Source organism: Streptomyces sp. NBC_00016 (assembly GCF_045040885.1).
Lineage (GTDB): Bacteria > Actinomycetota > Actinomycetes > Streptomycetales > Streptomycetaceae > Streptomyces > Streptomyces coriariae.
Genome location: NZ_CP108304.1, coordinates 3731502 through 3750658 on the forward strand (window position 1 = coordinate 3731502; position 19157 = coordinate 3750658).

General features: G+C 72.0%; 15 protein-coding genes. 5 read left to right on the top strand and 10 right to left on the bottom strand.

Translation table 11 applies throughout. The annotated features are described in order from the left end of the window. Positions 1-67: 67 nt before the first annotated feature. Positions 68-1975, bottom strand: a complete 1908-nt coding sequence (typA, locus tag OG933_RS16335; protein WP_362517031.1) for a translational GTPase TypA — start codon at positions 1973-1975, stop codon at positions 68-70. Positions 1976-2124: 149 nt separating this feature from the next. Beyond that, complete coding sequence (locus tag OG933_RS16340; RefSeq protein WP_405627607.1) at positions 2125-4317, bottom strand: ABC transporter family substrate-binding protein; 2193 nt, start codon at positions 4315-4317, stop codon at positions 2125-2127. 318 nt (positions 4318-4635) lie between these two features. Here OG933_RS16340 and OG933_RS16345 point away from each other — a divergent pair, with 318 nt between their 5' ends. The 4 genes from OG933_RS16345 to OG933_RS16360 are packed head-to-tail and all read left to right on the top strand — an operon-like array spanning position 4636 to position 8541. Continuing rightward, on the top strand, positions 4636-4926 hold the full coding sequence (locus tag OG933_RS16345) for a hypothetical protein (RefSeq protein ID WP_054242666.1): 291 nt from the start codon (positions 4636-4638) through the stop codon (positions 4924-4926). Between the two features lie 35 nt (positions 4927-4961). Further along, positions 4962-5795 (top strand): hypothetical protein, encoded by an 834-nt coding sequence (locus OG933_RS16350; RefSeq protein WP_362517036.1) that lies wholly within the window; start codon positions 4962-4964, stop codon positions 5793-5795. Positions 5796-5812: 17 nt separating this feature from the next. Beyond that, positions 5813-7774 carry a fumarate reductase/succinate dehydrogenase flavoprotein subunit gene (locus tag OG933_RS16355; RefSeq protein ID WP_362517039.1) on the top strand — a complete coding sequence of 654 codons (1962 nt, stop codon included), beginning with the start codon at positions 5813-5815 and terminating at the stop codon, positions 7772-7774. Continuing rightward, on the top strand, positions 7771-8541 hold the full coding sequence (locus OG933_RS16360) for a succinate dehydrogenase/fumarate reductase iron-sulfur subunit (protein WP_020127967.1): 771 nt from the start codon (positions 7771-7773) through the stop codon (positions 8539-8541). The genes OG933_RS16355 and OG933_RS16360 overlap by 4 nt, the downstream gene beginning before the upstream one ends. Here OG933_RS16360 and OG933_RS16365 read toward each other — a convergent pair. Further along, positions 8522-8857 carry a hypothetical protein gene (locus OG933_RS16365; protein WP_362517042.1) on the bottom strand — a complete coding sequence of 112 codons (336 nt, stop codon included), beginning with the start codon at positions 8855-8857 and terminating at the stop codon, positions 8522-8524. The two genes, OG933_RS16360 and OG933_RS16365, sit on opposite strands and share 20 nt — an antisense overlap. A 67-nt stretch (positions 8858-8924) precedes the next feature. After that, a complete protein-coding gene (locus OG933_RS16370; protein ID WP_405627610.1) occupies positions 8925-10301 on the bottom strand; it encodes a hypothetical protein in 1377 nt (458 codons plus the stop codon). Between the two features lie 94 nt (positions 10302-10395). Between OG933_RS16370 and OG933_RS16375 the strand changes: the two genes are divergently transcribed. Further along, positions 10396-12075: a hypothetical protein gene (locus OG933_RS16375; protein ID WP_362517045.1), complete on the top strand. Its 1680-nt coding sequence runs from the start codon at positions 10396-10398 to the stop codon at positions 12073-12075. Positions 12076-12177: 102 nt separating this feature from the next. Here the strand turns inward: OG933_RS16375 and OG933_RS16380 are convergent, their stop codons facing one another. The 6 genes from OG933_RS16380 to OG933_RS16405 all read right to left on the bottom strand — a co-directional run bounded on the left by OG933_RS16380 (position 12178) and on the right by OG933_RS16405 (position 19115). Beyond that, positions 12178-14826, bottom strand: coding sequence for a SpoIIE family protein phosphatase (locus tag OG933_RS16380; protein ID WP_054242660.1), 2649 nt, complete (start codon positions 14824-14826; stop codon positions 12178-12180). Between the two features lie 270 nt (positions 14827-15096). After that, the gene (locus OG933_RS16385) at positions 15097-15525 is read right to left on the bottom strand and encodes an ATP-binding protein (RefSeq protein ID WP_405627611.1); all 429 of its coding nucleotides are present in this window, start codon (positions 15523-15525) and stop codon (positions 15097-15099) included. 218 nt (positions 15526-15743) lie between these two features. Further along, positions 15744-16154, bottom strand: coding sequence for a (deoxy)nucleoside triphosphate pyrophosphohydrolase (locus OG933_RS16390; protein ID WP_362517051.1), 411 nt, complete (start codon positions 16152-16154; stop codon positions 15744-15746). A 30-nt stretch (positions 16155-16184) separates the two neighbouring features. Further along, positions 16185-16394 (bottom strand): SPOR domain-containing protein, encoded by a 210-nt coding sequence (locus OG933_RS16395; protein ID WP_405627613.1) that lies wholly within the window; start codon positions 16392-16394, stop codon positions 16185-16187. 459 nt (positions 16395-16853) lie between these two features. Then, a complete protein-coding gene (locus tag OG933_RS16400) occupies positions 16854-17606 on the bottom strand; it encodes a GntR family transcriptional regulator (protein WP_020127975.1) in 753 nt (250 codons plus the stop codon). 147 nt (positions 17607-17753) lie between these two features. Then, positions 17754-19115 carry a DUF4190 domain-containing protein gene (locus tag OG933_RS16405; protein ID WP_405627615.1) on the bottom strand — a complete coding sequence of 454 codons (1362 nt, stop codon included), beginning with the start codon at positions 19113-19115 and terminating at the stop codon, positions 17754-17756. Positions 19116-19157 lie beyond the last annotated feature (42 nt).

The following is a 19157-nucleotide window of genomic DNA, read 5'->3' on the forward strand; positions in this document are numbered from 1 at the left end:
CCCGGGTGCCCCCACGATGGGGGCACCCGGGCTTCCGAGTGTGCTGCGGCGGTGAACTACCCGCGGATCAGCCGTGCTTGGCGCGGCTCGCGGTGCGGGCGCGGTCACGCTGGTCGAGCACGACCTTGCGGATGCGAACCGCCTCCGGGGTCACCTCGACGCACTCGTCGTCACGGCAGAACTCCAGCGACTGCTCGAGCGACAGCTTGCGCGGCGGCACGATCGCCTCGAACGAGTCGGCCGCGGCGGAGCGCATGTTGGTGAGCTTCTTCTCCTTGGTGATGTTCACGTCCATGTCGTCGGCGCGAGAGTTCTCGCCGACGATCATGCCCTCGTACACCTCGGTGCCGGGGTCGGTGAACAGCACGCCACGCTCCTGGAGGTTCGTCATCGCAAAGGCGGTGACGGCACCCGCGCGGTCGGCGACCAGCGAACCGTTGTTACGGGTCGTCAGCGTGCCGAACCACGGCTCGTGGCCCTCGTGGATGGAGTGGGCGATGCCCGTGCCGCGCGTGCCGGTCAGGAACTCGGTCCGGAAGCCGATGAGGCCGCGGGAGGGGACGACGAACTCCAGGCGGACCCAGCCCGAACCGTGGTTGGACATGTTGTCCATCCGGCCCTTGCGGACGCCCATGAGCTGCGTGACCGCGCCCATGTGCTCCTCGGGGACGTCGATCGTCATGCGCTCGACCGGCTCGTGGACCTTGCCGTCGATCTCCTGGGTGACCACCTGCGGCTTGCCGATGGTCAGCTCGAAGCCCTCACGGCGCATCTGCTCGACCAGGATGGCCAGCGCCAGCTCGCCGCGGCCCTGCACCTCCCAGGCGTCGGGACGCTCGGTGTCCAGGACGCGGAGCGAGACGTTACCGATCAGCTCGCGGTCCAGGCGGTCCTTGACCTGACGGGCGGTGACCTTGCGGTCCTTGACCGCGGCCTTGGCGGAGGCACCCTTGCCGGTGCCGCCACGGCCGACCAGCGGCGAGGTGTTCGTGCCGATGGTCATGGAGATCGCCGGCTCGTCGACCGTGATCAGCGGCAGCGCGATCGGGTTCTCGGGGTCGGCGAGGGTCTCACCGATCATGATGTCCGGGATACCGGCCACGGCACAGATGTCACCGGGGCCCGCCATCTCCGCCGGCTTGCGGGTGAGCGCCTCGGTCATCAGCAGCTCGGTGATGCGCACGTTGGACAGGGTGCCGTCGCGCTTGATCCAGGTGACCGTCTGGCCCTTGCGCAGCTCGCCCTGCTCGACGCGCAGCAGCGCGATACGGCCGAGGAAGTTGTCGGCGTCCAGGTTGGTGACGTGCGCCTGGAGCGGGGCCGCCTCGTCGTACTCCGGAGCCGGGACGTGGGACAGGATCGTGGAGAAGAACGGCTCCAGGCTGTCGCTGTCCTGCGGGACCGTGCCGTCCTCCGGCTTGGTCAGCGAGGCGACACCGTCACGCGCACACGCGTAGACGATCGGGAACTCGATCTGGTCCTCGTCGGCGTCCAGGTCCAGGAAGAGGTCGTAGGTCTCGTTGACGACCTCGTCGATCCGGGAGTCCGCCCGGTCGGTCTTGTTGATGCACAGGATGACGGGCAGACGCTGCTGGAGCGCCTTGCGCAGCACGAAGCGGGTCTGCGGCAGCGGGCCCTCGGAGGCGTCCACCAGCAGCACGACGGCGTCGACCATCGACAGGCCGCGCTCCACCTCGCCGCCGAAGTCGGCGTGACCGGGGGTGTCGATGATGTTGATGGTGATGACGTCCCCCCCGTCCTTGGGGTGGTACTTCACCGCCGTGTTCTTGGCGAGGATCGTGATGCCCTTCTCACGCTCCAGGTCGTTCGAGTCCATCATGCGGTCGTCGAGCGACTCGGCAGCGTGCGCGGCGAAGGCACCGGCCTGCTTGAGCATGGCATCGACCAGAGTCGTCTTGCCGTGGTCGACGTGGGCGACGATGGCTACGTTGCGAATGTCGTGGCGCGTGGCCATAAAGCGGCGTTCTCCCGGAGTGTGAGGGCGACCCTGCTGCGTACGTCTGTTACGCGGGCCCTGCCGGGCTTGACACGCCACGGCCTCACCCCATGGTACGTGGCCCGGCGGGGGAAGGCCCCCGCAGGGCCACTCGGCTCACTTCGCGCTCAATTCCCGGAGGGGCTCGCGGAGGCTTTCGCCCCCTTCTTCGCGCCCTTCTTCAGGAAGCCCATGTCCTCGTAGACGGGGGTCTGGAAGCCGAAGGCACCCGCGTTGACCACGCTCTTCCGTACCGCGGTGAGCTGCGGGCGCTGATAGAGAGGAATCGATCCGGCAGCCGCCCAGATGCGGGAGTCGGCCTTGCGGATCAGGGACCGCTTCTCGCCCTCGTCCAGGGTCGAAACCGCCTGTTCGAACAACTGATCGACCTGATCGGTGCCGACCCGGGTGTAGTTCTGCTCCACGCTCAGCGAGCCGTCGGCGGCCGGCACCGGCTTGGCGTAGATCGGCCGGGCGTCGGTGGCGGGGAAGGCGGATCCGGGCCAGGAGTACAGGGCGAGGTCGTACTGACCCGAGGCGATGTGGTCCTTGAAGTAGCTCTCGTCCGAGACCTTGGTGATGTCCGTGCCGATGCCGACCTTCGCCAGCATCCTCGTGATCCGCGCGGCGACCGCCGCCAGCGGCTCCGACCCCGGGCCGGACGGCAGCACGAACCGCAGGCTGAGCGCCTTGCCGTCCTTGGCCAGCGCCTTGGCCGGGGCGGCGGCCGGCGCGGCGGTCCCCTTCGGGGCGTAGGCGCCGGGGGCGCCGCCGTGCGCCTGCTTGAACTGCTTGCCGTCCTGGGCGAGCTGCCGGCCGTCGTCGCTCTCGCGCACGGTCCGCCCCTTGTCGTCCTCACCGACGACGTACGTGCCGTCGCCGTCCGCGGAGTCGTCGTCGGAGTCGCTCTTCTTGCCGCCCGCCTTCTTCCCCTCCGAGCCGGCCGCCTTCTCGGCCTTCTCCTGCTTCTTGACCGGGCCTCCGGGCACCCATCCGGCGTCCGCGAGCAGCGCCTGCGCCTCGGCGGTGTCCTGGCCGCCCAGCGCCCCGCTGTTGTCCGCGTAGGCGTCCTGCCCGGCCAGGGCCAGATGGCTGCCGACCGGCTCCGCGGGCAGACCGAGCGGCTTGAGCACCACCTTGGCCAGTTCCTTGCGGTCCAGCGCCCGCGCGACGGCCCGCCGCACCCGCTCGTCCGCCAGCAGCCCGTCCGCGCCGTTCAGCGCCAGCTGCGTGTACGCCGGCTCCAGCGATCTGCGCACCTCGAAGTCGCGCAGCGCCTTCTGCTGCTCCTCCCACTTCGCGATCTCCTTGCGCAGCTCGCTGCGGGCCTCGACCTCGTCCTCGGCCGTGTCCTCGTCCGAACCGTGGGCGAGCGCCCAGGAACGCAACGCCTTCGCGGCCGTGCGCCCGGAGCCGGGACCGGCCAGCGGTCCGGCCGTGCCGTTCGCGGCGCCGTCGACGCGCTGCGCCGCGGCCGGGTCGATCTCGGCCAGATCGATCTTCCCGGCGGCCAGCGCGGACGCCCGCTCGTCCCTCGGGACGGCCGTCAGCACGATCTCGGAGAGTTTGGCCGGCCGGCCCCACCAGCGGGTGTTGCGGGTGAGCCGGACCTGGTCGTTCTTGCGGTCGACCTTCTTCACCACGAACGGCCCGGCGGTCACCTTCAGCTTGCGGCGCGCCCCGTCGTTGAAGGCGTCGGGCGTGCCCATGACGTCCTTGGGGTACAGCGGGGAGAACAGCGAGCGCCAGTCGGCGTAGGTCCGCTTGAAGGTGACCCGGACCTCCAGGTCGTTGTCCCCGCGCTCGATCTTCTCGATGCGCTCGTAGCCGGCGTTGCGGGCGGTCCAGTAGGCACTGTCCTTGCCCGACAGGGCCCGCCACTGGGCGGCGAAGTCGGCGGCGCCGATCTCCCGGCCGTCGCTCCAGACGGCCTGCTGGTTCAGCTTGTACAGGACGACCTGTTTGGGCTCGGTGTCGACGACCTTCGCGGACTCCAGGTAGTCGGAGTCGCGCTGCGGGCGCCCGGTCGCGTCGAGCCGGTACATCGAGGGCAGGACGGCCTGGGCGACCCGCGTGGTCGTCGCGTCGGCGTCCGACTGGAAGGTGTTGAAGGTCTCCGGAACCGCGTCCACGGCCCACCTGAGTGTGCCGCCCTCGGCGACCTGGGCACGGCCGACCGGGGCGATGTCCTGGCGGGCCAGGGGCTTGCCTGCCTCGTCCGCGGACCCGCAGCCGGACAGCAGGGGCACCGCGAGCGCGCCCGCGGTGAGGAAGGCGACCGAGCGCATCACCGCGCGCGGGCCGACGCCGTCGTGGGACATCTCTGGTACCTCCGGTGAGCCGCTGCCGCCGGTGACCCGACACCCCGACATACATGGACGCGCATACGTCGACGCGGGTGCGTTTTGATCACGTTTGGCGGTATTTTGGAGTTGATCAGATCTACAGCTCACTGAAGAGGAAAGGGTTCGCCTGCCGTGGGCGACACGGCGGCAGGGCCTGCCAAGGCCACTCGTGCGGAGCAACGCACCCGCCAATCGCTGCACACGCCTTCACATCGACCGGTGTGACGCGCAACACTCGCAGGCGCATGAACGTTGCCGTCCAGGGCCCAGCCCACACGGAAGCGAGGACTGCTCATGTCCGTGCACGACGACCTGACAACGGCCCAGCGCTGCCTCGACGACCTCTCCCGGTCCGTCGGCCGCCTGGAACAACAGCTCGGCAGCACCGGCCTGGAAATGCGCCGGGTCCGTGCCGACGCAGACCATCTGAGGGAGAGCGTCGCGCTGCTGCGCGAGGCCGCCTCCCAGCCCGGCTCGTCGCGCAGGCCCGAGCTCGTCACCATCCCCGACACCCCCTACGACGACTCCCTGTGGATCGACACGGACGACGAGGGACTCGGCGCCCGGGGCCGGCACGCCCCCTGACCCGGCACGCCCCCTGACCCGACCGGAGTCCCGAGTTGGCCACTGGTACGGAACCATCGCCCACCGACCACCGTCCCCCGAGCGGCGTACGCGGCGCCGGACGCGCCGCGATCGCCGCTCCCCATCTGCGGACCGACCGCTGGTGGCTGGCCCCCGCGGCCACCGCCGCCGGCCTGCTGGCGTTCATCGTCTACTCGACCTGGCGTGCCTTCGCGAACGCGGACTACTACGCGGCGCCGTACGTCTCGCCGTTCTTCTCCCCGTGTCTGGCGGAGAACTGCGAATCCATGCGGTCCGGCCCCAACTGGGACCTGTTCGGCAGCTGGTGGAGCCTCTCCCCCGCGATCCTCATCCTGATCTTCCCGCTCGGCTTCCGCCTGACCTGCTACTACTACCGCAAGGCGTACTACCGCGGCTTCTGGGCGTCCCCGCCGGCCTGCGCGGTGGCCGAGCCCCACAAGAAGTACACCGGCGAGACCCGCTTCCCGCTGATCCTCCAGAACATCCACCGGTACTTCTTCTACGCCGCGATCGTCGTCGCCGGGATCCTGACCTACGACACCGTGCTCGCCTTCCGCGACGAGCACTACGCATGGGGTCACATGGGCCTCGGGACCCTGGTCTTCCTGGTCAACATCACGCTGATCTGGGCGTACACGATCTCCTGCCACTCCTGCCGGCACATCGTCGGCGGCCAGCTGAAGCACTTCTCCAGACACCCCGTGCGCTACCGGGCCTGGCGGTTCGTGGGGAAGCTGAACGCCCACCACATGCTGCTGGCGTGGGTGTCGCTGGTGAGCGTGGCGCTCGCCGACTTCTACGTGTATCTCGTCGCGTCCGGTGCCTTCGACGATCCGAGGTTTTTCTAGATGAGTGGGGCCTGCTGATGTCCGTGGTCGACCGCCAGGAGTGGGACGTCGTCGTGGTCGGCGCGGGAGGCGCCGGACTGCGTGCCGCCATCGAGGCGCGCGAACGCGGCGCCCGCACCGCCGTCATCTGCAAGTCGCTGTTCGGCAAGGCGCACACGGTCATGGCCGAGGGCGGCATCGCGGCGGCGATGGCCAACGCCAACGAGCACGACAACTGGCAGGTCCACTTCCGCGACACCCTGCGCGGCGGCAAGTTCCTCAACCAGTGGCGGATGGCCGAGCTGCACGCCCAGGAGGCCCCGGACCGGGTGTGGGAGCTGGAGACCTGGGGCGCCCTCTTCGACCGCACCAAGGACGGCCGGATCTCCCAGCGCAACTTCGGCGGCCACGAGTACCCGCGCCTCGCGCACGTCGGCGACCGCACCGGCCTGGAACTGATCCGCACCCTCCAGCAGAAGATCGTCTCGCTCCAGCAGGAGGACCACCGCGAGACCGGCGACTACGAGTCCCGGCTGAAGGTCTTCCAGGAGTGCACGGTCACCCGGGTCCTCAAGACCGTGCCCGACAGCGGCTCCGCCGCGGGCTCCCGGGTGAGCGGGGTCTTCGCCTACGAACGCGAGACCGGCCGGTTCTTCGTCCTCCAGGCACCCGCCGTGGTGATCGCGACGGGCGGCATCGGCAAGTCCTTCAAGGTGACGTCGAACTCGTGGGAGTACACGGGCGACGGCCACGCGCTGGCCCTGCTCGCCGGTGCGCCGCTGCTCAACATGGAGTTCGTGCAGTTCCACCCGACGGGCATGGTCTGGCCGCCGTCGGTGAAGGGCATCCTCGTCACCGAGTCGGTGCGCGGCGACGGCGGGGTGCTCAGGAACTCCGAGGGCAAGCGGTTCATGTTCGACTACGTCCCGGACGTCTTCAAGGAGAAGTACGCCGAGTCGGAGGAGGAGGGCGACCGCTGGTACGAGGACCCGGACCACAACCGGCGCCCGCCGGAGCTGCTCCCGCGTGACGAGGTGGCCCGCGCGATCAACTCGGAGGTCAAGGCGGGCCGCGGCTCCCCGCACGGCGGGGTCTTCCTGGACGTGTCGACGCGGATGCCCGCCGAGGTCATCAGGCGCCGGCTGCCCTCCATGTACCACCAGTTCAAGGAGCTGGCCGACGTCGACATCACCGCGGAGGCCATGGAGGTCGGACCGACCTGTCACTACGTGATGGGCGGCATCGCGGTCGACTCCGAGACGGCCGCCGCCCGCGGGGTGCCGGGGCTGTTCGCGGCCGGCGAGGTGGCCGGCGGGATGCACGGCTCCAACCGGCTCGGCGGCAACTCGCTCTCCGACCTGCTGGTGTTCGGCCGCCGGGCGGGACTGCACGCGGCGCAGTACACAGCCGGGGCCGGTGCGCCACGCCCGGCGGTGGACGACGAGCAGGTCGACGCGGCGGCCGCGGAGGCGCTGCGGCCGTTCTCCGCGGAGGGCCCCGGGGACCGGGCGGACCACGCGCCGGAGAACCCGTACACCCTCCACCAGGAACTCCAGCAGACCATGAACGACCTGGTCGGCATCATCCGCCGCGAGGGCGAGATGGAGCACGCCCTGGAGAAGCTGGCCGAGCTGCGGGTACGGGCGTGGCGGGCCGGGGTCGAGGGGCACCGGCAGTTCAACCCCGGCTGGCACCTGGCGCTCGACCTGCGGAACATGCTGCTGGTCAGCGAGTGCGTGGCCCGGGCGGCGCTGGAACGCACCGAGTCGCGCGGCGGGCACACCCGCGAGGACCACCCGACGATGGACCGCGCGTGGCGCAACGTCAACCTGCTGTGCGCGCCCGTCGACCCCGTCGACGGCCCGGCGGCGACGGACCCCTTCCGCGGCCGGATCGCCCTCACCCGCGAGACCACCGAACCCATCCGCCCCGACCTGCTCGCCCTCTTCGAAAAAGAGGAGCTGGTCAAGTACCTCACCGAGGAGGAGCTGTACGAGTGAGCAGCTACGAGGCCCGCTTCCGGGTGTGGCGGGGCGACATCGAGGGCGGCGGCCTGAAGGACTTCGAGGTCGAGGTCAACGACGGTGAGGTGGTCCTGGACATCATCCACCGCCTCCAGTCCACCCAGGCGCCCGATCTCGCCGTCCGCTGGAACTGCAAGGCGGGCAAGTGCGGTTCGTGTTCCGCGGAGATCAACGGGCGGCCCCGGCTGCTGTGCATGACCCGCATGTCGGTGTTCGACCGCGAGGAGACCATCACCGTCACGCCGCTGCGCGCCTTCCCGGTGATCCGCGATCTCGTCACCGACGTCGGCTTCAACTACTCGAAGGCGAGGGAGGTTCCGGCGTTCGTGCCGCCCGAGGGGGTCGGTCCGGGCGAGTACCGGATGTTCCAGGAGGACGTGGACCGTTCGCAGGAGTTCCGCAAGTGCATCGAGTGTTTCCTGTGCCAGGACACCTGCCATGTCGTCCGCGACCACGAGGAGAACAAGACGGCGTTCGCGGGCCCGCGCTTCCTCATGCGGGTCGCCGAACTGGACATGCACCCGCTGGACGCGGCCGAGGAGAGCGGCCTGGACCGCGGGCGCACGGCCCAGGACGAACACGGCCTCGGCTACTGCAACATCACCAAGTGCTGCACGGAGGTCTGCCCCGAGGGCATCAAGATCACGGACAACGCGCTGATCCCGCTGAAGGAACGCGCGGTCGACCGCAAGTACGACCCGCTGGTGTGGCTGGGTTCGAAGATCAGGAGGCGCTCGTCGTAGGCGTCGGGGGCAGCCGGGGCGCGCGTCCGGGACGCTGGGCGCGCGTCTGGACGGCGAGCCCGGCGAGGTTGACGGCCATTCCGGCGGGCGGGACGTACAGGTCGACCGCCAGGTCGTGGGATGCCATCGGGCCCAGGAACATGAAGAGGCCCAGCCCCAGGGCGCTCATCAGGGCGCCGACACCCCACAGTCGCGGCCGCAGCACCCGCTTGCGGCCGAACGGCGGCACCCACTCCCGCGTGACGGCCGCGACACCGACCACCGCCATGACCGTCACACAGACGACGGCCGTGACCACCAGACTCCAGTGCAGCATGCGCTCATGATCCCACCTGCACCGGGTCTGGGGGAGGGGTCCACCGGGACTACCGGATCTGCCGCGGCTACCGGACCCAGCCCTGCTCGTACGACGTCCAGTCCTGTTCGGTCGCCGCGAAGTCCACGTACGCCGCGACGCCGAAGTTCGCACGGTCGGCGTCCGTACGGGACAGTCCCAGCCGGACACCCCGGACGGCGGCGGCGACGGTCTCGGCGTGATTCCAGTGGCCGAACCGGTTCTCGTGGTAGAAGGGCAGGCCCATCAGGAGGTCGGTGGAGGCCGGGGTGACCTCCAGGGCGAGCGAGGTCTGCTGGGCGACGTAACCGCCGTACGTGCTCTGCAGCGGCTGCATGGTGTCGTACGACATCACGGCGATCTGGTCGACGCGGCGGGCGACCTGGCCGAAGAACTTCTGCGACCACCACTTGGGGTGGCCGGTGGTCGTGCCCCAGAAGGAGTGGAAGCCGGGGACCGGGTCGATCTGGTGGGCGGCGACGGAGAGTTGGGCGTTCCGGGCCTTGGTGACGGCACGCAGGTCGTCCAGGAGGCCCAGGTAGTCGCCGTCGCCGGAGTGCAGCGGTTCGAGGTCGAAGTGGGCGCCCTGGAAGCCGGCGGCGAGGATCTCGCGGGTGGACCGCACGACCGCGGCGCGGGTCTCGGCCCGCTCCAGCCGCATGCCGTTCGGGCTCTCGCTGGCGAGGACGTCGCCGAGCCAGGCCTGGACGCGGAGCTGCGGTGCTTCCCGGTGGACGGCGGCTATGAACCGGGGCGCGCCCGCGTACGCCGACGCCGGGAGGGTGCCGTTGTGCTCCAGGGGGCCGGCGTGGACGTACAGGTCTCGGATGCCGGTCTTCCCGAGCCGGTCGGCCAGGGCCTTGACGTCGGCGTCGGTCTTGCGGCCGTCGACCCAGGCGTGGCCCAGCCAGATGGCGTCCTTGCCGCGGGTGTACGTGCCGTCGGCCGGGTCGCCGAGGTAGTTCACGCGGAGGGCCGTCTCGGCGGCGAGGACCGGGACGAGGAGGAGCAGGACCAGGGCGAGGACGGTGCGCCGCACCAGCCGTCCGCGACGCCCGCGCCGAGGGGCCGTCTCGGCGCCGGGATCGTCGCCGGTCCCGTTCCCCTCGTCACCTCCGGCACCGCCCGTACCTCCGGCACCGCCGGCGGCACTTTCGCCGTCCGCCGCGACGGACCCGACCGACGCCTCGCCCGTCCCCGACCGCGGCTCCGCCCCCAGCACCCCGTCCGTGTCCGTCCCCGACAGCGGCTCCGCCTCCAGCACCCCGTCCGTGTCCGTCCCCGACCGCGGCTCGGTCTCCGGTTCCCTCTCCGCGTCCGTCCGCGGCTCAGGTTCTGCCTCCGCGTCCGTCCGCGGCCGCGGCTCCGCCTCCGGCACCCCCTTCGCGTCCGTCTCCGGCTTCGTCCGACCCGGTGGCCGTTCCATCGCGGTTCCCCCTCGCGTGTCGTTCCGCCCCACCGCCCCCGTGTCGGGTGCATCCCGGTCGCGTGGCCGTAATCGCGGCCATACGCTCCCAAATGTGACCTCTTCCTTGCACCGGGGCCGGCCGCGGCGTGCCAAGTCGCACATATCCGTGCGGGTGGCGCATGCCGTGCTGGGCGGTGCGGTCGGGGTCGTGTGGCTGGTGTTGCCAGGGATGACGTCCGGTGGCGACGCTCCGGTTGCGATCAAGAACCCGGCGCCCGGCGCGAGCGCCGCCGCGGCCGAGGACGACGAGAGGTCCACCGTCGATCTCGTGCTGCCGCTCGTGGCGGTCGGCGCGGCCGGGGCGATCGCCGGATACGGGTACATACGACGCGTCCGGCGTACCCGCGTCCGGACGACTCCCGGCGGGGCCGGCGGCTCACCGCCGCCGAGGTCGTCGCCGCCTCTCGCCGCCCTCGACGAGCAGGCCTGCGCGGCGCTGGTCGAGGCCGACAACCGGGTCCGGGCGGCACGCACCGAGCTCGGCTTCGCCTCGGCGCTGTGCACGGCTGAGGACCTGGAGACCTTCCGCCGGGCCGTCCACGAGGCGGAGACGGAACTCACCGCCGCGTTCCGGATGCGGCAGCGGTACGACGAGGGCGTGCCGGCGGAGGAGGCGGCCCGGGAGCACGCGCTCGCCGGGATCGTCGGACGGTGTGCGGAGGCCGGCCGGCGGCTGGATTCCGTGGCCGCGGAGTTCGGGCGGCTACGGGGACTGGAACAGGGGCTGGGTGAGGCGTTGGGGGTCGCCGAGAGCCGGTTCCGGGAGCTGGCGGGGCGTGCGGGGGCCTCGGAAGCGGTGCTCGCCGGGCTCCGGGACCGGTATGCGCCCACGGCCACCGCGTCCGTCACCGGGAGTGTCGAACAGGCCAAGGACCGCCTCCTGTTCGCCACCGTCCGGCTGAACCAGGCCCGCCAGTCCGCCGATTCGGGGCGACCGGAGCGGGCGGCCCGGCAGCTGCGCGCCGCCGAGGGCGCCGTCGCCCAGGCGGCCGTCTTCGTCGACGGCGTCGACCGGCTGGCCGCGGAGCTGCGGTCGGCCGAGCGGACCGTGCCGGCCGCCCTCACGGGCGCGGAGGCGGAGCTGGCCTGGGCCAGACGTCAGCCGGACCCGTCGGCGCGACAGCGGCCGGCCCCCGGACCGGCGACCCCACGCCCGGCCGAGCCCCGCCCCGACGCGAGCGCGCCGCTCGCTGCCGCCGGGACGACCCCGGGCGGGTTCGAGGTCCGGCTGCTGCACGTCGACGCCGTGCTCGACTCCGTGCGGCAGGAGCTGACTGGCGGTCAGCCCAGGGACCCGGTCGGGGTGCTGCGTCGCATCGTGCGGGCGACCGTGCCGGTCACCGCGGGGCGGGCCGGGGTGCTGCCGGCCGCCGCGCTGATCACCGCCCGCACCGCCACCGCCGCCGCGGCCGACTTCGTCGCGACGCACCGGGGCGCGGTCGGCGCCACCGCGCGCACCCGGCTGGCGGAGGCGGAACGGCTCCTCGCCACGGGCGACCCGGCGGACCGTCCGCCCGCCGACCTCCTCGCCCTGGAGGCCCGGGAGCTGGCCGAGCGCGACGTACGCGCGCACGGGAACCCGTACGTGGGTGCCGTCGGCGCCGAGGAGACGGCCGGCACCGGCGGGGCCGTGCTCGGCGGCATCGTCCTTGCCGAGGAGCCCGAGGACGGGACGCCCGCGGGCTTCGCCGGCCCGGCCCGGCCCGCCCAGGCACGGCCCGGCCCCGAGTGACCGGACGTGACCGGCGACGGGCCGCGGGAAAGGTCCGCAACAGCTCCGGACCGGCTCCGGACCGGCTCGGGCCCGGGCCAGTACCACCGGTTCGGAACGGGTTCAGAACAGGCTCAGCAACGCCTCCGCCGGGTCCGCCAGACCCGTCTCGCCGTCCGGCAGCGGAAGTTCGAACCACACCGTCTTGCCGCGCGGAGTGCGGCGCGAGCCCCAGGCCGCCGACAGCAGGCCCACGAGCTGGAGACCCCGGCCGCCCTCGTCGGTGTCCCGGGCGCGGCGGCGGCGCGGCTGGACGAGGCCCGCGTCCCAGACCTCGCACACCAGCGTGCGGTCGAGGAGCAGCCGGAGCCGGATCTCGCCCTCGCCGTACCGCAGGGCGTTGGTGACCAGCTCGCTGACCAGCAGTTCCGTCGTGTCGACGAGGGGTTCCAGGTCCCAGGCCAGCAGCTGGCCGCGGGCGTGTTCCCGGGCCCGGCCCACGCTGCGCGGCTCGCGCGGCAGGGTCCAGTCGCCGACCGAGTCGACGGGCAGGCCCTGCACGCGTGCCATCAGCAGCGCGATGTCGTCCTCGCCGTGGTGCGAGTCGAGGGTGTTGAGGACGTGGTCGCAGACGTCCTCCAGCGGGCTGGAGGGGTCGGTGAGGGCTCCGACGAACGCGTTGAGTCCCTCGTCCAGCGGATGGTCGCGCGACTCGACCAGTCCGTCCGTGTAGAGCGCCAGCAGGGCGCCCTCGGGGAGATCGACCTCCACCTCCTCGAAGGGCTCGCCGCCGACGCCGAGCGGAAGGCCGGGCGGCACGTCGAGCATCAGCGCCGGCTCACCGGGTTCGACGAGCACCGGGGGCAGATGGCCCGCGTTGGCGAACGTGCAGCGCCGGGTCACGGAGTCGTAGACGGCGTACACGCAGGTCGCGAGGTACACCTCGGACAGGTCGGCCTCGCGGGGGCGGCGGGCGGCCCGGGTGGCCTGCTGGACGCCTCCGGGGGTGCCGAGGCCGCGCGCGATCTCGTCCAGCGCGGAGAGGACCTCGGCCGGTTCCAGGTCCAGCAGCGCCAGCGTCCGGACGGCCGTGCGCAGTTCGCCCATCGCGACCGCCGCGCGCAGACCGCGGCCCATGACGTCGCCCACGACCAGCGCCGTGCGGTGGCCGGGCAGTTCGATGACGTCGAACCAGTCGCCGCCGACCTCGCTCGGACGGCCGGTGGAGGCGTTGCCCGGCAGATAGCGGCAGGCGATGTCCAGGCCCGAGGCCACCGGGTCCCCGGGCGGCAGCAGCGACCGTTGCAGTATCAGCGCCCGTTCGTGCTCCCGCCGGTACAGGCGCGCGTTGTCGATACAGACCGCCGCCCGCGCCGCCAGCTCCACGGCCAGATCGCGGTCCCGGTCGCCGAACGGCTCGCTGCCCTTCGTCCGGGAGAACTGCGCGAGGCCGACGACGGTGTCGTGGGCGACCATCGGGACGGCGAGGGTGGACTGCACGAGGCCGCCCTCCTCGCCGGGGATGGCCTGCGGGCGGGCGGTGCGCAGGGCGTCCGCGCAGGGCGAGTTGAACGGGAAGTGGTGGACCGCGCCGACCGCGACGGGCGCGCCGGCACCGGGGAAGGGGGCGTCGGAGACGGCGGAGGAGAAGGCGACCCGGCGCAGTTCGGCGCTGCCGTCGGCGAGGCCGGGCGGGGTCTCGTCGCCGGCCAGGAGGCCCTGGTAGAGGTCCACGGTGGCGAGATCGCAGAAGCCGGGCACGACGACGTCGAGGAGTTCGCGCGCGGTCGTCTCCAGGTCGAGGGAGTTCCCTATGCGGGCACCCGCCTCGTTCAGCAGGGCGAGATTGCGCCGGGCCGCGGCGGCCTCGCGGGCGGCGGCGCGGCGGGCGGTGATGTCGGTGCCGAGCCAGGCGATGCCGATGGGCCTGCCGGTGCCGCTGTGCACGCGGTAGAGGTTGATCGACCAGTGCCGGCGCTCGTCGGAGCCCGGCACGAAACCGGTGACGTGCATGTCCGTGATGGAGTCGCCGGTCTCCAGGACCCTGCGCAGGGTCGCGCTGACCCGGTCGGCCTCGGGCCGGGGCAGGTAGTCGTGGACACCCTTGCCCCGGTGGTCGTCGGGGGTGCCGCCGAAGATCGAGGCGAACCGGTGGTTGGCGCGGCGGACCCGCAGGTCGGGGTCGATCAGCAGGAAGCCGAACGGGGATTGGCCGAAAATGGCCTGCGAGGCGGCGAGGTCGGTCTCGATGCTGCGGAGCGTGCGGACGTCGACGACGATGCACACGGCGGCCTTCTCGCCGTCCAGGCTGCGCGTCGGCATGACGTAGACCTCGGCGAGGCCCTTCTCACCGCGGCCGCCGCCGGGCACCGGATCCGGCATCCGGAACGGCACCACGCCGGTCCACTCCCGCCCGTCGAGGATCTCGGCCATCTTGCGCTGGCCGCGTTCGCGCAGGTCGGGGTCGATGAACGCGTCGATGGGGTCCATGCCGACGGCCCGGTCGGCCGGGATGCCGAAGATCTGCTCGGCGCGCAGGCTCCACTGGTCGACGAGGCCGTCGGGGCCGATCGAGAACGAGGCGACCTTGATGTAGTCGTAGATCGAACCGGGCGGACTGCTCTGCCACATGGCGTCACCCGGCGTCGCCGCCTCGCCCGGGCCGTCGGCGAAGCCGTGCGCGGCATCGGCGGCGAGCGCACCCGCGGCCTTCGCCCTCGCGCCGCCCGACGGGTCCTCGGACTCCGTGGCCTTCGCTGGTATCTCGCTCACGCGAACCGTCCCCTCCAGCTCACCGCGTCCGGCACCGGTCACCGGCGGCGGCTGCCCGCAGTATCCAGCACTACGGGTCCGCACGACACGGTGTTCACGATCACAGCACGGTCCAGGCGTTTTTTGGCCCGTCCCGCGACAACACTTCCAGTCTTCTAACCAGCGGACACGCCGTCGAACCACCTCTTCCGGGACCGTTCGGAGACCGGAACCGAACGGGCGACACGGCGAGCCCCGCTGTACACCGGCTCATCCCCGTGAGACGCCCCGTCAACCCGGCACCGCCAGCTCGAACCAGACCGTCTTGCCGGTGTTCCCGGGCCGGGTACCCCAGCGGCGCGAGGAGGAGGCCACCAGTTGCAGTCCGCGCCCGCTCTCGTCCTCGGGCTGGGCGACCCGCTCGCGGGGCGGGTCGGGCAGCGGGTCGGAGACCTCGACCAGCAGGACGTCCACCCGCCCGGCGGGGCGGACCAGACGGAGGCCGATGGGGCCGGTCGCGTGCCGCAGTGCGTTGGTCACCAGCTCGCTGACCAGCAGCGCCGCGATGTCGCTCAGGCTGTCGAGGTCCCAGCCGTGCAACTGGCCGCGGACGGCACCGCGGGCGGTGCGCACCGCACCGGGGTCCGCGGGGAACGTCCACTCGGCGCATTCTCCGTCGGTGTCGATCACGCCGATCACTTCCCGGGCCAGCGAGTACACCCATGTCCGGTTTCGTGGGGTTAATGGCCACATACCCGATATTTGGTGGGCAGTACCGCACAGCGAGGCGCACTGTGGCACGAACGGCGTACGCGGCGACCCGTCCCCCGGTCGAAGCGCCCCCGGATCGAACCCGCCGCCGCCCGACGCGCCCCCGCTTCGACGGATCCCCGGCCCGCCGGACCCGGTCCGGCGGCGCTGGTTCGACGGGGCCGGGTTCAGCGGGCTCCGGTGGCGAGTTTCGAGAGTGTCTCGCGTACCGCGGGCACGTCCTGGTCCAGCCAGTCGACGTCCCAGATCCCGGCCGGGGTGAGCCAGCGCAGCGCGTCGTGGTCCTGGAGGGGCTCGGGAGCGGCGGAGCCGGGGCGCAGCCGGGCGGTCCACACCTGGAGGACGTAGGGCGGCCTGAGCGGCCACTCGCCGGGGACGCGCTCGACCGTCTCGGCCTCGACGCCGAGTTCCTCGCGCAGTTCGCGCACGAGGGCGGCCTCGGGCGCCTCTCCCTGCTCGACCTTGCCGCCGGGCAGTTCCCAGCGGCCGGCGAGTTCCGGGGGTGCGCTGCGGCGCGCGGCGAGCAGGCGGCCGGCGTCGAGCAGGGCGGCTCCCACCACCACGATCCGTTCCGTCATGTGCCGGAGCCTACGGGACCGCACGGAACGTCAGTTCAGCGTGCCGTCCCCGTTCTGCGCCTGGGCCTGCGCCTGGCCGATGCGCTCGACCCAGTAGAGCTGCTTGTGGCCGCGACTGTCGAGGCTGTCCGCGACCTTCTGGGCCTCGGCCCGGGTCGCGTACCTGCCCACGCGGTAGCGATTGCCGTTGTCGTCCTGCCGTATGACGAGCCAGGGCAGGGAGATGGTGCTGTCGTTCATCGAGCCCCTCGCCCCCTTCTCGTCCCGGCCCGCCCGGATCCCGTCCGCGGCACGCCTCGCGCCCCGCCCTCTAAGGAAACCGCAATCCGCATATGCCCGAGCGTACGCCTTACCTTTACGCACCGAACACGACTTTGCACAAAGAGGTACGCAACCAGCCAAGACGCAGGGGGCGCACGAGGCCGAACGCGCCGTGCGCGCGCCGCGATGCGTCCGGTCGGCGGGGTTCCGGGCACCTACGGGACGACCTGCGGGAACAACCGGAAACGACCGGATTCCGACGGCGCGCGGGCGGGTCCACGGCGGGCGGATACCGGGGGCAACTGCCGGAAGGGTGTGCGCCGCCCGAAGCAATGCGCTACCGCCCCGGACGGCACCCCCGCCCCCACCGCTCACCCGGTCTCCGGGGGGGGCGGAGCCCGCCGCGCGCCGGGAGACGCCCCCGGCGCACCCCGGCGGTCACTTCACCGGCAGGTGGTAGGCGACCCGGTAACGGTCGGCCGGGATCACCACGTCGGCCGTCTCGACCGGACGGCCCGAGGCGTAGTACGTGCGCTGGACGACCAGGACGACATGCCCCGGGACGCCGCCGAGGGCGAGGAACTCCTCGGCGAGACCGGGCCGGGCGCCGACCTCCTCCGTGACGTTGTCGACGATCACGTCGATGGCGCGCATCCGCTCGACGACACCCATCCCGCCGAGCGGACCCTCCTCGGGCAGCATCACGGGCGTGCGGCCGGTGACGGCCAGGGGCTCCCAGGAGGTGGAGAGCATCATCGCCTCGCCGGCCTCCCGGAAGACGTACCTGGTGCACATCACGCGGTCGCCGGACGCGATGCCGAGCCGCTCGGCGACGGAGACGCCCGCCTCGGCCTGCTCACTGCTGGACTCCCAGGTCCCCCGCGTGTGCGCCTCGGCCTGCTCCTGCCGGAACGGCGTGGCGCCGCTCACGGGGCGGTAGCCGGAGCGGGCGATCCGGCGCGGCACGGGCCGCTCGCGCACATAGGTGCCCGAACCGGAGCGGCCCTCGACCAGCCCCTCGGCCATCAGCACCTTGCGTGCCTCGAGGGCGACGGTGTCGGAGACCCCGTACTCCTCCCGGATTCTCGCCTGCGAAGGGAGCCGGGTGTGCGGCGGCAGCGACCCGTCGGCGATCTTCTTGCGGAGATCACCCGCGACACGCAGATACGCCGGCTGCTCACCGAATGTCACTGGCCACTCCCATCAGGTTGTACAGACAGCTACAGCCTGGCAACCGTGGGTTGTACCGTGCAAGCAAAGGCCAGAGAATCACTCGATGTGATGACACGCGCCCGGGAAACCCTTTACCCAGGCACTTTCTCCCCGCTATGGACGCGATCACACATCCAGGCCGCTGTCGCTGTCGCCCCCGCCCGTGCCACCGCTCCCGCTGTCGGAGTCCTCGTCGTAGGTGGGCGGCGTGGTGGCCAGGCCCAGAGCCTTGCGGGCCGTGACGGTGGTGGCCCCGTCGACGTATGCGTAGGCCGTGTCGTAGTGCTCGTAGAAGCCGTCGGCGTCGGTGGCCTTCTCCGCCGCCGTCCACTCCTCGGCCGCGTCCCGCATGTCCTTCACCAGGGCGGCCATCGGCTTTTCCCGGTCCGGCGTCATCCAGAGGTGCGAGCCCAGCTGGTCCGCCTGATTGCCGGTCACTTCGCCGGTGTCACCGGCCCAGGTGCGGTTGCTCGCGAGGTCCTCCTCGGCGTACTCCTCCGGCTCCTCGAAGAGGACGTCGTCGACGGCGGCCATCGCCTTGAGGAAGGCGAATTGGTCGGGGTCGAGCGTCGACGCGTCGGCGCGCAGCGAGCCGGTCAGGGTGCCCTTCTCGTCCACGTTGGCGAAGACACAGGTGATCTCGCGGTCGCCCCAGCTCCAGCTGTCGGCGGTGGGCGTCAGGTAGTAGATGTCGACCTCGTCGGTCAGCGCCCAGGGGTCCATCGCGTAGGCGTCCTGGAGCGTGTAGCACTTGTCGTCGGCCACGTCCGTGACGTGGTCGTCGCCCGGGAAGCTGTCGCCGGTCAGCGGGACCGACGCGAACACCTCGGCGTCGTGCTCACCGGAGCAGTCCACCTCGTCGACGTCGTAGACGTCCTCGTCGAAGGTCTCGCCCGGCACGTCGAAGCAGTCGCCCTTGGCGAGCGCGAAGCTGGAGTTGCCGCTCGCACCCTCCTTGAAGCCGTCCCAGAAGTCGGAGGCGCCGCCCGTGGACAGCGCGAGGACCCACACCGCGAGTCCGACCGAGGACAGGACCGTGCCCACGATCGCCATCGCCTTGCCGCGCTCCCCCCGCTTCCTGATCTGCACCAGGGCGATGATCCCGAGGAGCAGCCCGACGCCCGGCAGGAAGCAGAGCAGGCCGAGGACGAGGGCGGCGATGGCCACACCGTTGACCGGCGAGGGCCGGCCGTAGGGGCTGTAGCCCTGGCCCCAGACGGGGTAGGGCACCGCACCGTACGGGGCCTGCGGGTACGAGGGGTGCGGGTACGGCCCCATCGGACCCGGACCCGGACCCGGACCCATCGGCCCCGCGCCCATCGGCCCCGCACCCATCGGGCCCTGCGGTCCCTGCGGGCCGTACGGCCCCTGGGCGTACGGGTCCTGCGGGGGCGGGGCGAACGGGTCCTGCGGGTACGGGCTCTGCGGCTGCGGAGGCTGGTACGGGTCCTGGGGCTGGTGCGGCCCGGGAGGCGGGGGTATGGACACGAGTACCGTGCTCCTGGTTCAGACGGTTCAGGCAGTTGTACG

Bases quoted from the DNA above. Each gene is read 5' to 3' on its own strand.
- OG933_RS16365 (WP_362517042.1), bottom strand. From the start codon at position 8,857: ATGCTGCACTGGAGTCTGGTGGTCACGGCCGTCGTCTGTGTGACGGTC.
- typA (WP_362517031.1), bottom strand. From the start codon at position 1,975: ATGGCCACGCGCCACGACATTCGCAACGTAGCCATCGTCGCCCACGTC.
- OG933_RS16395 (WP_405627613.1), bottom strand. From the start codon at position 16,394: ATGAACGACAGCACCATCTCCCTGCCCTGGCTCGTCATACGGCAGGAC.
- OG933_RS16370 (WP_405627610.1), bottom strand. From the start codon at position 10,301: ATGGAACGGCCACCGGGTCGGACGAAGCCGGAGACGGACGCGAAGGGG.
- OG933_RS16340 (WP_405627607.1), bottom strand. From the start codon at position 4,317: ATGTCCCACGACGGCGTCGGCCCGCGCGCGGTGATGCGCTCGGTCGCC.
- OG933_RS16345 (WP_054242666.1), top strand. From the start codon at position 4,636: ATGTCCGTGCACGACGACCTGACAACGGCCCAGCGCTGCCTCGACGAC.
- OG933_RS16355 (WP_362517039.1), top strand. From the start codon at position 5,813: ATGTCCGTGGTCGACCGCCAGGAGTGGGACGTCGTCGTGGTCGGCGCG.
- OG933_RS16390 (WP_362517051.1), bottom strand. From the start codon at position 16,154: ATGACGGAACGGATCGTGGTGGTGGGAGCCGCCCTGCTCGACGCCGGC.